At 71.5% G+C, this 14,919-nt stretch carries 16 protein-coding genes; 11 read left to right on the top strand and 5 right to left on the bottom strand.

Going from position 1 to position 14,919, the window contains the following annotated elements:
• Nucleotides 1-67: 67 nt before the first annotated feature.
• The gene (locus tag OO68_RS28380; protein ID WP_033312019.1) at nucleotides 68-994 is read right to left on the bottom strand and encodes an RNA polymerase sigma factor SigF; all 927 of its coding nucleotides are present in this window, start codon (nucleotides 992-994) and stop codon (nucleotides 68-70) included.
• A 239-nt stretch (nucleotides 995-1,233) separates the two neighbouring features.
• On the opposite strand from OO68_RS28380, the gene OO68_RS28375 reads away from it, so the two are divergent.
• From OO68_RS28375 to OO68_RS28360, 4 genes are all read left to right on the top strand, one after another.
• Nucleotides 1,234-1,611 (top strand): STAS domain-containing protein, encoded by a 378-nt coding sequence (locus tag OO68_RS28375; protein ID WP_030844747.1) that lies wholly within the window; start codon nucleotides 1,234-1,236, stop codon nucleotides 1,609-1,611.
• Between the two features lie 243 nt (nucleotides 1,612-1,854).
• On the top strand, nucleotides 1,855-2,409 hold the full coding sequence (locus OO68_RS28370; protein WP_033312018.1) for an ATP-binding protein: 555 nt from the start codon (nucleotides 1,855-1,857) through the stop codon (nucleotides 2,407-2,409).
• A 251-nt stretch (nucleotides 2,410-2,660) separates the two neighbouring features.
• A complete protein-coding gene (locus tag OO68_RS28365; protein WP_033312017.1) occupies nucleotides 2,661-3,365 on the top strand; it encodes an LPXTG cell wall anchor domain-containing protein in 705 nt (234 codons plus the stop codon).
• A 59-nt stretch (nucleotides 3,366-3,424) separates the two neighbouring features.
• Nucleotides 3,425-4,414, top strand: coding sequence for a hypothetical protein (locus OO68_RS28360; protein ID WP_033312016.1), 990 nt, complete (start codon nucleotides 3,425-3,427; stop codon nucleotides 4,412-4,414).
• A gap of 58 nt (nucleotides 4,415-4,472) precedes the next feature.
• On the opposite strand, the gene OO68_RS28355 is transcribed toward OO68_RS28360, so the two are convergent.
• A complete protein-coding gene (locus OO68_RS28355; protein ID WP_033312015.1) occupies nucleotides 4,473-5,978 on the bottom strand; it encodes a peptide MFS transporter in 1,506 nt (501 codons plus the stop codon).
• 513 nt (nucleotides 5,979-6,491) lie between these two features.
• Between OO68_RS28355 and OO68_RS28350 the strand changes: the two genes are divergently transcribed.
• Together OO68_RS28350 and OO68_RS28345 are read left to right on the top strand one after the other, a co-directional pair.
• Nucleotides 6,492-7,169: a response regulator transcription factor gene (locus OO68_RS28350; protein ID WP_033312014.1), complete on the top strand. Its 678-nt coding sequence runs from the start codon at nucleotides 6,492-6,494 to the stop codon at nucleotides 7,167-7,169.
• A 36-nt stretch (nucleotides 7,170-7,205) separates the two neighbouring features.
• A complete protein-coding gene (locus OO68_RS28345; RefSeq protein WP_033312013.1) occupies nucleotides 7,206-8,477 on the top strand; it encodes a sensor histidine kinase in 1,272 nt (423 codons plus the stop codon).
• Nucleotides 8,478-8,487: 10 nt separating this feature from the next.
• Here OO68_RS28345 and OO68_RS28340 read toward each other — a convergent pair whose 3' ends face one another.
• The gene (locus tag OO68_RS28340) at nucleotides 8,488-9,000 is read right to left on the bottom strand and encodes a GtrA family protein (RefSeq protein WP_033312012.1); all 513 of its coding nucleotides are present in this window, start codon (nucleotides 8,998-9,000) and stop codon (nucleotides 8,488-8,490) included.
• 162 nt (nucleotides 9,001-9,162) lie between these two features.
• Between OO68_RS28340 and OO68_RS28335 the strand changes: the two genes are divergently transcribed.
• From OO68_RS28335 to OO68_RS28320, 4 genes are all read left to right on the top strand, one after another.
• Nucleotides 9,163-10,302: a 5-(carboxyamino)imidazole ribonucleotide synthase gene (locus OO68_RS28335; RefSeq protein WP_033312011.1), complete on the top strand. Its 1,140-nt coding sequence runs from the start codon at nucleotides 9,163-9,165 to the stop codon at nucleotides 10,300-10,302.
• Nucleotides 10,299-10,826, top strand: coding sequence for a 5-(carboxyamino)imidazole ribonucleotide mutase (purE, locus tag OO68_RS28330; RefSeq protein ID WP_106974440.1), 528 nt, complete (start codon nucleotides 10,299-10,301; stop codon nucleotides 10,824-10,826). The genes OO68_RS28335 and purE overlap by 4 nt, the downstream gene beginning before the upstream one ends.
• Nucleotides 10,827-10,831: 5 nt before the next feature.
• On the top strand, nucleotides 10,832-12,010 hold the full coding sequence (locus OO68_RS28325) for a dipeptidase (RefSeq protein ID WP_033312009.1): 1,179 nt from the start codon (nucleotides 10,832-10,834) through the stop codon (nucleotides 12,008-12,010).
• 227 nt (nucleotides 12,011-12,237) lie between these two features.
• Complete coding sequence (locus tag OO68_RS28320; RefSeq protein WP_033312008.1) at nucleotides 12,238-13,374, top strand: dipeptidase; 1,137 nt, start codon at nucleotides 12,238-12,240, stop codon at nucleotides 13,372-13,374.
• An 11-nt stretch (nucleotides 13,375-13,385) separates the two neighbouring features.
• On the opposite strand, the gene OO68_RS28315 is transcribed toward OO68_RS28320, so the two are convergent.
• Nucleotides 13,386-13,784: a VOC family protein gene (locus tag OO68_RS28315; RefSeq protein WP_033312007.1), complete on the bottom strand. Its 399-nt coding sequence runs from the start codon at nucleotides 13,782-13,784 to the stop codon at nucleotides 13,386-13,388.
• 14 nt (nucleotides 13,785-13,798) lie between these two features.
• Nucleotides 13,799-14,170 carry a VOC family protein gene (locus tag OO68_RS28310; protein WP_033312006.1) on the bottom strand — a complete coding sequence of 124 codons (372 nt, stop codon included), beginning with the start codon at nucleotides 14,168-14,170 and terminating at the stop codon, nucleotides 13,799-13,801.
• A 116-nt stretch (nucleotides 14,171-14,286) separates the two neighbouring features.
• Between OO68_RS28310 and OO68_RS28305 the strand changes: the two genes are divergently transcribed.
• Nucleotides 14,287-14,799, top strand: coding sequence for a CGNR zinc finger domain-containing protein (locus OO68_RS28305; RefSeq protein WP_033312005.1), 513 nt, complete (start codon nucleotides 14,287-14,289; stop codon nucleotides 14,797-14,799).
• The last annotated feature ends 120 nt before the right edge of the window (nucleotides 14,800-14,919 follow it).

Below are 14,919 nucleotides of genomic sequence, written 5' to 3'. Positions count from 1 at the left end.
CGTACGGGACGCGCCTGGGGGCGGACCGCTCGGTCCGCCCCCGAAGGACAGCGTCACCCGGTGAGGATCACTCCTCGACGGTCAGCCCCTTGCGCAGCCGCACCAGCGTCCGCGACAGCAGACGCGAGACGTGCATCTGCGAGATGCCGAGCTCTTCGCCGATCTCCGACTGGGTCATGCCGGCGACGAACCGCAGGGACAGGATCTTGCGGTCGCGCGGCGGCAGTTCGGCGATCAGCGGCTTCAACGACTCGACGTACTCGATGCCTTCGAGCCCGTGGTCCTCGTAGCCGATGCGGTCCGCGAGAGCGCCCTCGGAGTCGTCCTCCTCCGGCTGGGCGTCCAGCGAGGAGGCGGTGTAGGCGTTCGAGGCGGCCATGCCCTCGACGACCTCGTCGTTGGAGAGCCCGAGGCGTTCGGCCAGCTCGGCCACCGTGGGGGCGCGGTCGAGCTTCTGGGCCAGTTCGTCACCGGCCTTGGCCAGGTCCAGCCGCAGCTCCTGGAGCCGCCGCGGAACGCGCACGGACCACGAGGTGTCGCGGAAGAAGCGCTTGATCTCGCCGACGATCGTCGGCATCGCGAACGTGGGGAACTCCACACCGCGGGACAGCTCGAAGCGGTCGATCGCCTTGATCAGGCCGATGGTGCCGACCTGGATGATGTCCTCCATCGGCTCGCTGCGGGAGCGGAACCGGGAGGCGGCGAACTTGACCAGCGCGAGGTTCAGTTCGACGAGCGTGTTGCGGACGTACGAGTACTCGTGGGTCCCTTCCTCCAGCGTCTCCAGACGCTCGAAGAGGGTCTTGGACAGGGCCCGGGCGTCGACCGCGTCGACTTCCTCGTACGGGGGGATGTCCGGAAGTCCGGCGAGAAGGCCGTCCTGTGTGACGAGCATCTCGTCCTGCTCGATGGGATCCAGATGTTCCGGAGGGGGTGTCGACGTCGCTTTCTGGGTACGCGATGCGTCGAGCCGGGGTGACATGATGTCCTCCATCGTTCTCGGCATATGGCTGCCGGAGCCGTTAGGTGCACTGCGGTGTGCGGCGCCTCCAAAGCCGGCCGTGGTCGGGTACGTGTCCTTACTAGGCCTACCCGCTTTCCCGAGCCCACCGCAAGTGCGTTCTGTGGGCATATGTCCGTTTGTGTGTAGTTGTTCGGGTGTCGAAGCGTGCTGGGAAGGCGTAGTGTTCGAGGGCGTCAGCAACCACCTCGACGTCGGGAGAGAGAGACGGCATGGACCGCGGGACGGTCGGCAGCGCACAGTCTGGCCGGCTTCTGGTGGAGGTGCGGGAAGAGGGCTCTAGTGCCGTCGTGACCCCGGCGGGTGAGTTGGATCACCACACCGCCGATCTGTTGCGTGAGCCACTCGACGACTGCCTCGCCAAGGGATTCAAGCGCCTGGTCATCGATTGCGCGCGCCTGGAGTTCTGCGACTCCACGGGGCTCAACGTGCTCCTCGGGGCGCGGCTGAAGGCGGAGGCCGCCGGTGGCGGCGTCTCGCTCGCCGGCATGCAGCCGGTGGTGGCACGCGTATTCGAGATCACGGGCGCGGATGCGGTCTTCAGCGTCCATGACTCGCTCGAGGCGGCCCTGGCCGACGAGTCGGGCTGACCGGCGGTGTGTCGGTGCGCGGCGCCTCGGACATCCCCCTGTGACCGGTGTGTCGGTCCTGTCACGTCATTCGTGCGGAATACATGGGTGTTCCACTCGCCCGCCCGGGCAGGAGACATCCTGAACCTGTCGGTCGCCAGGGATACGGGGGTGCCGCGAAACCGCCGCGCCGCGCGCTGCGTGACCGACCGTGCAGAGAATTTTTTGAATCGTGAACTGGTGAATCGGTGAGGTGAAGCGCTGATGAGCACCACCCGGCCTTACTCGCCGGGCGACCGCGGGCCGGAGCCCGGCGGCGCTTCCGGGGCGTCCGAGGGTGGCGTAGCGGCGGCCGGTGCGTCCGGCGAGGGCGTGGGTGCGTCGTCCGGGGCCGTGGCGCCGCCGGGGGGCCCGCAGGTGCGCCGGCTGAGCTTCGGCGACGAGAGTGGCGTCGTTCCGCTGGCCCGCGACTTCACCCGCCAGGCGCTGTACGCGTGGGGCTGGCTGCCCGCCGCCTCCGCCGATCAGCGGGCCGCCGCCGAGGACGTGCTGCTGGTCGTCTCCGAGCTGGTCACCAACGCCTGCCTGCATGCCGAGGGGCCGGACCAGCTGAACATCACCTGCGACAACAAGGTGATCCGCGTCGAGGTCGCGGACCGGGGAACCGGCCAGCCGGCCCCCCGTACCCCGCACCGCGCTGGCCGCCCGGGCGGACATGGCATGTTCATCGTCCAGCGCCTGTGCCTGGACTGGGGGGTCGTCCGTACGCCGGGCGTCTCCGGCAAGACGGTGTGGGCGGAGCTGGGCGCACCCGCCTGATATCGGGCAGATCTCGCGCTTTCGGGTCCGCTTTCCGGATCCGGATATATCGTCGCGATTTAGTGCGTAGGTGTCTGTCCCTGTGCGCACCTGTCGGATTTTCCGGCCGGTGCGGCGCCCGCCGTGCGGCCGAACGGGTGACCGTGCCGCCGCGGATCCGGTGTGCGCCGTGTCTTCCTTCCTCAGGGCCCCGGGCGTACCTTGACGGCCCTATCTGATGCGCCGTCAGGAACAGGAAGGGGAGCGGCACCGTGTCGTACCGGAAACGAACCGCCGTGCTCGCGTCCGCCGCGGCCCTGGCCGGCTCGGCGGTGTGGATGGCCGCCCCCGTCGCCCGGGCCGAGGTCGTCGACGTCAACTACCAGTGCAAGACGCCGATCGGCGACAAGAGTGCCGTCTCGCCCATCGACATCAAGGGCGTCGAGCGGGGCGACGGCTACCGCATCACCATGTCCTGGCAGAAGGGCGTCTCCTCCAGCCCGGTCGAACTGGGCAAGGGCGCGATGACGCCGAGCGCCACCATCGCCCTGGGCGGCGCCGACAGCGGCACCCTGGCGGTGACCGGCCCCGCCAACGACGCCGCGATCCCGGCCAACACACCCATCAAGATCAGCGACCTGAGCGGCACGTACACGCCGAAGAAGAGCGGCGAGGTCACCTTCACGGCCGGTGTGCTCACCATCAAGGCGCTCGGCACGACGACCACGTGCACCCCGACGAACGACCCGGGCCCCTCCCTCACCCTCGATGTCACGGCCGCGAGCGGCGGCGGCACCACCACCGGCTCCGCCCAGGGCGGCGGCTCCGGCCCGGACAGCGGTGCCGGACTCCCGCAGACCGGGCCCGAGGACTCGGCCGTCGCCCTCGGCACCCTCGGCGGCACGGTCCTGCTCGCCGGAGCGGCAGGTGCCCTGTGGCTGACCCGGCGTCACCGGCAGGCAGGGACGGGCCGTTGAGCGCCGCACACCCTCGCCGGCCGGTGCACCGCTGAGCGCAACGACCGCTGGAGCCGCCGATGCCGCCCGCCGTCCGTCCTACGTATGGGTCACTGCCGGTGCTGCTCGCGCTGCTGATGGTCCTGGCGGGCGCCGGGCCCGCAGGGGCGGCGGAGCGGCCCGTGGTCGAACTGTCCGCGTCCCAGGCCGGGACGGGCGGTTCCGTCACCGTCAGCGGCAGCGGCTGGCGGCCCCGTGCCCTGCTGACGCTGCTCGTGTGCGGGCAGGCCGAGCCGAAGCGGGGGGTGACCGGCGGCACCAACTCCTGCGCCAACGCCGACGGCCGGGCCGTCACCACCGACGCGGAGGGGCGCTTCCGCCGTGCACTGCCCGTCGTCGAGCCGCCGGTGCCGTGCCCCTGCGTGGTGCACGTGGCGACCGTGACGGGGGCGGCGGCCGAGGCCGACGCGGCCCTCCAGGTCGCCGGGCACACCGTCGAACCGCTGCCGGCGGACGCGGCCGGCGGGCGGCTGTCCCTGCTCGCGGACACCAGGCTGCGGGGCTCCGGCGGTCTGCTCACCTGGTTCGGCTCCCCGCCCGCCCGGACGCTCGTGGTCACCGTCGGCAACGTCGGCACGTCCCCCGTGCGCGACCCGGTCTTCCAGGTCGGCACCGCGCACGGCGTGTTCGCCCCCGAGTGGCAGGACCAGCGGTGGCGGGGCTCGATCCGGCCGGGCGGCAAGGCCCGGATCGAGTTGCCCGTGGAGCTCGCGGCCGGGGCGCACGGCGACTACACCGTGACGCTGAAGTACGGCGGCAAGGTGCTCGCCGAACACCCCTGGGGCGTGGGCCGGCCCTGGGGCGTGACGCTGTTCTGGGTCCTCGTCCTGCTGGTCGTCCCCGCGGCGCTGTTCCGGGCCGCACTGGCCGTGGTCGACCGGGTGCACCCGCGCCGCCCCGGCCATGCGGCCCGGCCGGCCCGCCGTCTGCGGCTGCCCGCCGCCCGCAGGTCCGCGGCCCCGCCCTGGTTCGCCCCGGAAGCCGACCGGTCCGAGGCGCGAAACCCATGACGAAGGGCCGCCGCACCACGGGGTGCGGCGGCCCTTCTCCTGCATCAGGTGACCGGCGTCAGCGGACGTCGCCCATCATGGCCTTGACCTTCTTGCGGTACATGTACACCGCGAAGCCGGCGACCACGGCCAGTGCCGCCTCCAGCGCCACGAAGCCCGTCTTGTCGAGGTTGACCCCGCCGACGGCGGGGTTGGACAGCAGCGCGGTGACGGAGTCGCCCGCGGTGACCGCGAGGAACCAGACGCCCATCATCTGCGAGGCGTACTTCGCCGGTGCCATCTTCGTCGTCACGGACAGGCCCACCGGCGACAGGGTCAGCTCACCCACGGTCTGCACGAAGTAGATCGCGACCAGCCACATCGCCGCGGCCTTGTGCCCGCCCTCCGCGATCGACAGCGGGGCGAGGAACAGGAAGAAGGACGCACCCACCAGCACCAGGCCGGAGGCGAACTTCACGATGGTGCTCGGCTCCTTGCCGCGCCGGTTCAGCCACAGCCACAGCCAGGCGAAGACGGGCGCCAGCGCCATGATCAGGACCGGGTTGACCGACTGGTACCAGGAGACCGGGAACTCCCAGCCGAAGATCGTGTTGTCGGCCTTGTCGCTGGCGAACAGCGAGAGGGTGGAGCCGCCCTGGTCGTAGATCATCCAGAAGACGGCGGCGGCGACGAAGAACCAGATGTACGCCGACACCTTGGAGCGCTCGCCGGAGTCCAGGTCCTTGTCGCGCAGGATGCGGGTGATGACCAGGATCGGCACGATCAGGCCGAGCAGCGTCAGCGGGATGAGCGCCCAGTTCAGGGTGAAGTGGCCGGTGCCGCCGACCAGGCCGTAGAAGACCACGGCGACGGCCAGCCAGATCAGGCCCTTGCGCAGGGTGGACGCCTTCTCGGCGGGCGTCAGCGGGGTCGGGACCACGCTGCTCCTGGCGTCCAGGTGGCGGCTGCCGAGCAGGAACTGCACGAGGCCCAGCGCCATGCCGAGCGCGGCCAGCGCGAAGCCCAGGTGCCAGTCGACGCTCTCGCCGACGGTGCCGATGACCAGCGGCGCGATGAAGGCGCCGAGGTTGATGCCGATGTAGAAGACCGTGAAGCCACCGTCGCGGCGGGGGTCCTCGGGGCCGTCGTAGAGGTGGCCGACCATCGTGGAGATGTTGGCCTTCAGCAGACCGGAACCGATGGCGACCAGGCCCAGGCCGACGTAGAAGCTCGCGGCGGCGGGCAGCGCCAGGCACAGGTGGCCGAGCATGATGACCACGCCCGCGACGGCGACCGTCTTGCGGGGGCCGAGCACACGGTCGGCGAACCAGCCGCCGGGCAGGGTGAGCAGGTACACCAGCGACAGGTACACGGCGTAGATCGCCGTCGCCGTGCCCGCGCTGAGGTGCAGGCCACCGGGGGCGACCAGGTACAGCGGGAGCAGGGCCCTCATGCCGTAGTAGGAGAAACGCTCCCACATCTCGGTCATGAACAGAGTGGCCAGTCCGCGGGGGTGGCCGAAGAAGGTCTTCTCGGAACCGGGGGTGCCCGGTCGGGCCGAGTCCTTCGTCAGGCTGGACGCCATGGTCGTTCCTTGCTGCTCGGGACGCGCCCCGCGACAGCGGTGGTGCGCCCGGTGGGGGCTGCCGGCACCGGTGGGCATGGCCGTCCGCCCGACGCCTACGGGGGTCCGCTCCGGGTCACGGAGCGGTGGGCGGTCGCCACCGGGATCCACGCCTCTACGCGCGTCGCCGCACGAGGAGGCCCGGCCACAGGTCGTTTCTCTCGGGGCCGGCGGGAACCGGCCCGCACACAAAAGAGACCTTCAGGGCAAGAGGCCTCCGAAGGTCGCCGTGGTGCTACAGGCGTCGATTCACCATACGGCAGGACACCGCCGCATATGGAAGGACTTGAGACTCGGATCACAGGTGCAAAGGGAACCGTACACACGGAATCCAAGGTCTTTACCCGGATCACACCTGAAAGGCAGAGGTCCGCACACTTACCCCGGCCACGTAAGAAACGGGTATGCCAACGGTAAGAATCAAGGCTTCCGGTCACACCCCAGCTCAGGGCGTCGCAGGTCTACCATCACCTCATGACCCGTGTACTGCTCGCCGAGGACGATGCGTCCATCTCGGAGCCGCTGGCCCGCGCTCTGCGCCGGGAGGGCTACGAGGTCGAGGTCCGCGAGGACGGACCCACCGCTCTCGACGCCGGACTGCAGGGCGGCATCGACCTGGTCGTGCTCGACCTCGGCCTGCCCGGCATGGACGGTCTGGAGGTGGCCCGCCGCCTGCGGGGCGAAGGCCACGCCATCCCGATCCTCATCCTGACCGCGCGCGCCGACGAGGTGGACACCGTCGTCGGGCTCGACGCGGGCGCCGACGACTACGTCACCAAGCCGTTCCGGCTCGCCGAGCTGCTCGCGCGCGTGCGGGCCCTGCTCCGGCGCGGCGCCAGCGAGCCGCAGCAGCCGCCCGCCACCCACGGCGTGCGCATCGACGTCGAATCCCACCGCGCCTGGATGGGCGAGGAGGAGCTCCAGCTCACCGCGAAGGAGTTCGACCTGCTGCGGGTGCTGGTGCGCGACGCGGGCCGGGTCGTCACCCGCGACCAGCTGATGCGGGAGGTCTGGGACACGACCTGGTGGTCGTCGACCAAGACCCTGGACATGCACATCTCCTGGCTGCGCAAGAAGCTCGGCGACGACGCTGCCAACCCGCGCTTCATCGCCACCGTGCGCGGTGTGGGTTTCCGCTTCGAGAAGAGCTGAGCCGCGAGGCAGGCACGGGCGATCGGGTAACAGGACATGCGCCGCCGACTGATCCAGTCCACGCTCGCCGTGGTGCTGGTCGTGATCGCCGTCTTCGGCGTCTCGCTCGTCATCGTCGAGACCCGGACGATCAGCAACAGCGCCCAGGAGCGGGTGGAGTCCGAGGCGGTGCGGCTGGCCAGCATCGTCGACAGCCGGCTCTTCGGGGCGCAGCAGGTCGACGCGGAGGTGCTGCGCGACCAGGTCACGCAGGACCACTACTACGCGGTGATCCGCCTCCCCGGGGAGGCGCCCATCGAGGTCGGCACGAAGCCCGCCGGGGACGTCATCAGCGCGACCGCGCCCGGTGAGGAGGGCGAGACGGTCACCGTCCAGGAGCCGCGCTCCTCGGTGACCCGGGAGGTCGGCCGGACGCTGCTGATCATCGCGCTGGTCGCGCTGCTGGCGGTGGTCGCCGCGGTGCTGCTGGCGGTCCGCCAGGCGAACCGGCTGGCGTCGCCGCTGACCGACCTCGCGGAGACCGCCGAGCGGCTCGGCTCGGGCGATCCGCGCCCCCGGCACAAGCGGTACGGAGTGCCCGAGCTGGACCGCGTGGCCGACGTGCTGGACGGCTCCGCCGAGCGCATCGCCCGCATGCTGACCGCCGAACGCCGGCTGGCCGCGGACGCCTCCCACCAGCTGCGCACCCCGCTCACCGCGCTGTCGATGCGGCTGGAGGAGATCACCCTCACCGACGACCCGGACACCGTGAAGGAAGAGGCGACGATCGCGCTGACGCAGGTCGAGCGGCTGACGGACGTCGTGGAGCGGCTGCTGACGAACTCCCGCGACCCGCGCACCGGCTCCGCCGTCTCCTTCGACCTCGACGAGGTCATCCAGCAGCAGCTCGCCGAATGGCGCCCGGCTTACCGCAGTGCGGGGCGGGCGATCGTCAGCTCCGGCAAACGGCATCTGCGGGCGGTGGGCACGCCCGGTGCGGTCGCGCAAGTCCTGGCCGCACTGATCGAGAACTCCCTCATGCACGGCGGCGGCACGGTGGCCCTGCGCACCCGCGTCACCGGCAACCAGGCGGTCATCGAGGTGACGGACGAGGGCCCCGGGGTCCCCGCCGACCTCGGCGCGCGCATCTTCGAGCGGGCGATCAGCGGCCGCAACTCCACGGGTATCGGCCTGGCGGTGGCCCGTGACCTGGCGGAGGCCGATGGCGGCCGTCTGGAGATGCTCCAGACCAAGCCCCCGGTCTTCGGCCTGTTCCTGTCCCGCACGGCCCTGTCCAAGCCCCAGGACGACGAGCCGATGGTCCGCTAGGCGGCTGGGGCTAGGGGACCTGCTGCCTCGCCTTGCGGGGGCCGGCCGGGTCGTTCTGCGGGACCGAGGCCGGGCCCGGCGCCGCCGGCGCCTCCCGGGCGGGGAGCGCGCGGAAGACCCACGAGCGGTAGGACCAGAAGCGGAACAGGGTCGCGACGCCGATGCCGAGGAACTTGAAGACGTTGTTCTGGAGCGGGGTGTTCCAGCCGAAGCCGTACGTGGCCGCGTAGAGGACGCCGTTCTCGATGACCAGGCCGATCGCGCTGAACAGCAGGAACAGGGTCATCTCACGGGTACGGCGGGTCTTGTCGCGGTCGCGGTACGTGAAGTAGCGGAAGCCGACGTAGTTGAAGACGATCGCGACGACGGTGGCGATGACGCTCGCGCGCACCACCTGGAGGTCGGTGGTGTGCCGCACCAGGTTGAAGACGACGAGGTTGACCAGCACCCCGGCACCGCCCACCGCACCGAATTTGGCGACCTCGTGGACGAGCCGCCGGAGCCGAGAGGCACCATGTCCCATGGCCGTGCAGGCCCCCGTCCGTGTGTCGGCGTCAACCCAGCCATGCTAACCACCCTCCCGCGCGATCTTCCTGTGGATGCCCGGGGACGGCCGGAGACGGTCCGGACGGGCCGGGGGAGGGCGGGAAACCGGCCACCCTGGCGCGGCCGATACCCTGAGGGAGTGACGTTCCCCGTAGTCGGCATGGTCGGCGGTGGCCAGCTCGCTCGTATGACACACGAGGCGGGCATCCCGCTGGGCATCAGGTTCAAGCTCCTCAGTGACACCCCGCAGGACTCCGCTGCGCAGGTTGTGAGCGATGTCGTCGTCGGCGACTATCGCGACCTCGACACGCTGCGCGAGTTCGCCCGTGGGTGCGATGTGATCACCTTCGATCACGAACACGTACCCACCGAGCACCTCCGGGCCCTGGAGGCGGACGGCATCCCCGTGCGCCCCGGCCCCGACGCGCTCGTGCACGCCCAGGACAAGGGGGTGATGCGCGCGAAGCTCGACGCGATCGGCGTCCCCTGCCCCCGGCACCGGATCGTGTCCGACCCGCAGGACGTGGCCGCGTTCGCGGCGGAGGGCGACGGATTCCCGGTCGTCCTCAAGACCGTCCGCGGCGGCTACGACGGCAAGGGCGTGTGGGTCGTGGACTCCGTCGAGGAGGCCGCCGACCCGTTCAGGGCCGGTGTCCCCGTCCTCGCCGAGGAGAAGGTCGACTTCCTGCGCGAGCTCGCCGCCAACGTGGTCCGCTCCCCGCACGGCCAGGCCGTCGCTTACCCGGTGGTGGAGTCGCAGCAGGTGAACGGCGTCTGCGACACGGTCATCGCCCCGGCGCCCGACCTCGACGAGGGCCTCGCCGTCCGCGCTTCGGAGATGGCGCTGAACATCGCCAAGGAGCTCGGCGTCGTCGGGCACCTCGCCGTCGAGCTGTTCCAGACCCGCGACGGACGCATCCTCGTCAACGAGCTCGCGATGCGCCCGCACAACTCCGGCCACTGGTCGATGGACGGCGCCGTCACCAGCCAGTTCGCCAACCACGTCCGCGCGGTCCTCGACCTGCCCCTCGGCGACCCGCGCCCGCGTGCCCCGTGGACGGTCATGGTCAACGTCCTCGGCGGCGACTACCCGGACATGTACTCCGCGTACCTGCACTGCATGGCCCGCGACCCCCAGCTCAAGATCCACATGTACGGCAAGGACGTGAAGCCCGGCCGCAAGGTCGGTCACGTCAACACCTACGGCGACGACCTCGACGACGTGCTGGAGCGCGCCCGTCACGCAGCCGGCTACCTGAGAGGCACCATCACCGAATGAGCCCTGTTGTTGGCATCGTCATGGGGTCGGACTCCGACTGGCCCGTCATGGAGGCCGCCGCCAAGGCCCTCGACGAGTTCGAGATCGCCTACGAGGTCGACGTCGTCTCCGCGCACCGCATGCCGCGCGAGATGGTCGCCTACGGCGAGCAGGCCGACGCCCGCGGGCTCAAGGTGATCATCGCCGGGGCGGGCGGCGCCGCCCACCTGCCCGGCATGCTCGCCTCCGTGACCCCGCTGCCGGTCATCGGCGTGCCCGTGCCGCTGAAGTACCTCGACGGCATGGACAGCCTGCTGTCCATCGTGCAGATGCCGGCCGGTGTGCCCGTCGCCACGGTCTCCGTCGCCGGGGCCCGCAACGCCGGTCTGCTCGCCGCCCGCATCCTCGCCGCGCACGACGAGGAACTGCGCGGCCGCATGCGCGAGTTCCAGCAGGAGCTCAACGACCAGGCCACCGAGAAGGGCAAGCGCCTGCGCTCCAAGGTCGAGGGCGCCGGCGGATTCGGCTTCGGCGCCGGGAAGTGACGACGATGCCCTCCCTGGAGGCGGCCCGGGAACTCCTGAGCGAGTTCCCGGTCGTCGACGGCCACAACGACCTGCCCTGGGCACTGCGCGCACAGGTCCGCTACGACCTCGACGCGCGGGACATCGCCACTGACCAGAGCGCCCACCTGCACACCGACATCCCCCGGCTGCGCGCGGGCGGGGTCGGCGCGCAGTACTGGTCGGTGTACGTCCGCACGGACTCGCCCGACCCGGTCGCCGCGACGCTCGAACAGGTCGACTGCGTGCGGCAGCTGCTGGCCCGTCACCCCGGCGACCTGCGCCCCGCGCTCACCGCCGCCGACATGGAGGCAGCGCGCGGGGAGGGCCGCATCGCCTCGCTCATGGGGGCGGAGGGCGGCCACTCCATCGCCAACTCCCTGGGTACCCTGCGCGGTCTGTACGGCCTCGGCGTGCGGTACATGACCCTCACCCACAACGACAACGTCGACTGGGCGGACTCCGCGACCGACGAGCCGAAGGCCGGCGGCCTCACCGCGTTCGGCCGCGAGGTCGTCCGGGAGATGAACCGGCTCGGCATGCTCGTCGACCTCTCGCACGTGGCGGCGACGACGATGCGGGACGCGCTCGACGCGAGTTCGGCCCCGGTGATCTTCTCCCACTCCTCCGCACGGGCCGTGTGCGACCACCCGCGCAACGTCCCCGACGACGTCCTGGAGCGGCTCCCCGCCAACGGCGGCATGGCGATGGTGACGTTCGTGCCGAAGTTCGTGCTCCAGGCGGCCGTGGACTGGACGGCCGCGGCCGACGAGAACATGCGCGCCCACGGCTTCCACCCCCTCGACACCACCGCGGAGGCCATGAAGGTCCACCGCGCCTTCGAGGAGCGCCGGCCGCGCCCGGTCGCGACGGTGGCGACGGTCGCCGACCACCTGGACCACATGCGCGAGGCGGCCGGCATCGACCACGTCGGCATCGGCGGCGACTATGACGGCACGGCCTTCACCCCCGACGGCCTCGCCGACGTCTCCGGCTACCCGAACCTCCTCGCGGAACTGCTCGACCGCGGCTGGTCCAAAGCCGATCTGGCCAAACTGACCTGGAAGAACGCGGTCCGGGTCCTGGACGCGGCACAGGACGTGGCCCGGGCGCTTCAGCCGACGCGGCCGCCGTCCAACGCCACGATCGAGTCACTGGACGGCTGAGTGCCGAGGGCGGGGTAGTCGGTTTAGCCGGTCGCCCCGCCCGTGTCCGCATGCACGTCGGGGCGGGTGGCACGTGCGGATCGGTGAACTGGCCCGGCGCACCAACGCGACTGGTCACCGAACTCACCGCCGAGCGCAGCCGTACTCCGAACGCCCCGCCCACCAGGAACCACTTCCCGCTCCGTGCGACGGTGACCGTACCTCACGAACGACCGTACGGAGCCGCCATGGCAGACCTCCAGGACGACCTGCGCCCCACCGCCGCGGCCGCAGGAGAGTTCGACGAGCCGGCCGAGCCGTACCCGGACGAGGGCATCGTCACGGCGGAGTCCTACGAACCCGTCTCCGACCCGGACGACGCGCCCATGACCCGGGCCCGCGCCATCCTCGCCGCGCACCCCGTCGCCGACGGCTACAACGGACTGCCCTGGGCGCTCAAGCGCCTGTCCTGGTACGACCTGGAGGACGGCGAGAGCACCGTCGACACGGATGTGCCCCGGCTGCGCAGCGGCCATGTGGGCGCTCTCTTCTGGTCGTTGCACCTGCCCGAGGGCCTCGACGGCGACCGGGCCGTCGGCGCCACCCTGGAGCAGCTGGACCTGGCCAAGACCGTCGTACGGACCTGTGAGGAGGGACTGCGGCCGGCCTGCACGGCCGGGCAGGTCGCGGACGTGCGCAACTGTGGCCGCGTCGCCGTGCTCCTCGGCCCCGCCGGGGCGCCGGCCCTGGGCGACTCGCTCGGCATCCTGCGCCAGCTGCACCTGCTCGGTCTGCGCGTCCTCACGCTGACCGGGGTGTCCTGGGCGAGCGAGGCGGGGCTGACCCGGTTCGGCGAGGAGGTCGTGCGCGAGATGAACCGCCTCGGCGTGATCGCGGACCTCTCCGGCGCCTCCGCCCCGACCCTGCGCCGCGTCCTGAGCCTGTCCCGGGCGCCCGTGCTGTGCAGTCGCTCCGCCGCCCGCACCCTGCGCCCCCACCCGGCCAACCTCCCCGACGACCTGCTGGCGGAGCTGGGCGCGGCCAGGGGACTGTGCCTGGTGCCGCTGACCGCCGAGCAGACCGGCCCGGCCGTCCGCGATGTCGCCGACCACCTCGACCACATCCGCACCGTGGCAGGGGCGCAGTGCGTCGGGCTGTCCGGCACCTACGACTCCGGAGCCGCCCACCCGCAGGAGCTCGGCGACACCTCCTGCTATCCGCGGCTGATCGCCGAGCTGCTGCGACGCGGCTGGGAGGAAGCCGATGTGGCCCTGCTGACCTGGGGCAACGTGCAGCGCGTGCTGCGCGGCGCCGACTTCACGGCCCGCGCCGCACAGCAGCGACGCGAACCGTCGACGGCGACGATCTCGGAGCTGGACGCCTAAGGGGCTTCTGATCAGCCGGACTCGATCCGGCACAGGCAGAACGGGTGCCCCGCCGGGTCGGCGTAGACGCGGAAGTCCTTCTTCACGTCGTCCTCCTTGTCCAGCACCCGCGCGCCCAGCGCCAGCACCCGCTTCTCGGCCGCGTCGATCTCGTCCCAGGTGGACCCGGCGTCGAAGTCCAGGTGGAACTGCTGGGCGTTGCGGTCCGCCCGCGGCCACTCCGGCGGGGTGTGGCCGGGGGAGCGCTGGAAGGCGAGCCGGGGCCCGCCGGGAACGCGCAGCACAACCCAGTCGGGGTCGTCGTCCTCCTGCTCCGGCGTGCCGCCGACGACCTCGGCGTAGAAGCGGGCCAGCGCGTCGGGGTCGGGGCAGTCGACGACCACGGAACGGAAACGTGCCACGGCGGACATGGGACCTCCGGGGGTCAGCAGGCGCAGAGGCAGAACGGGTGCCCGGCCGGGTCGGCGTAAACCCGGAAGGTCCGCTCCCGGTCCTCGGCGTCCAGCGGCTTCGCCCCGAGGGCCAGCACGCCCTTCTCGGCCGCGTCCAGGTCGTCCACCACGAGATCGAGGTGGAACTGCTGCGCCCCGTCGGGGGACGGCCACGTCGGAGGCACGTACCCGGGGGATGCCTGGAAGGCCAGCGGTGTACCGCCCGGCACCTTCAGGTCGACCCATTCCTCCTCCCCGTCGGTCTCCACCGTCGGCGTGCCGCCCAGCACCTCGGCGTAGAAGCCGGCCAGTGCGCGCGGGTCGGGACAGTCCAGGACGACGACACCCAGCTTGGCGAGAGTCATGGCTTCCTCCTCGAAGTGGCCGTTACCCGCAGAGCAAGGTAACCGGTAACCGTTACTGCATGCTCCCCCATGGGCGGTAACATCGCAAGGGGAATCGCGAGAGGTACGGTCCAGCCATGACGGAGAGATCGCCCGCGCCCGGCGGCCTGGCCCTGGTCGAGGCCCTGGTGAACACGCTGGACATCGAGTCCGGCGCCGACGCGCTGGACACCCCCGAGGGCCGGGCGCGCCTCGGCATCACCGCGGAGGGCACGGACCGGGCCCGCACCCTGCGCGAATCCCTGCGCGCGACCCTCCTCGCCCACGCCGGCCACCCGCCGCACCGCGAGGTCACCCCCCTCGGCACGCTGCTGGCCGAGGCCCCGCTCCTCGTCACGGTCGACGCGGCGGACGGCTCGGCCGCCCTCACCCCCGCCGACGACCGCTCGCTGCACGCGCGCGTGGCCGCCGCCGTCGCGGAGGCCCTGGTCGCCGGCACCTGGATCCGCCTCAAGGCATGCGAGGCCGCCGACTGTCACTGGGCCTACTACGACCGCAGCCCGGCCGGCCGGGGCCGCTGGTGCTCCATGCAGGTCTGCGGAGCCCGCGCCAAGATGCGCCGCTACCGGGCCAAGGAGGCAGAGGGATAGGGACCCCGCCGCACTGCCGGGTGGTGCAGAATGCACGAAGACGCCGGTTCGGCCGACTGAGCCTCGGCCGAACCGGCGTCACCTGTCTCCGCGTGTCGTGTTTTCCGCGTCCGCTCGCGC

Origin of the sequence: Streptomyces iakyrus, assembly GCF_000717055.1 — a bacterium.
Lineage (GTDB): Bacteria > Actinomycetota > Actinomycetes > Streptomycetales > Streptomycetaceae > Streptomyces > Streptomyces iakyrus.
This window is presented reverse-complemented; position numbering and strand designations above follow the sequence as displayed.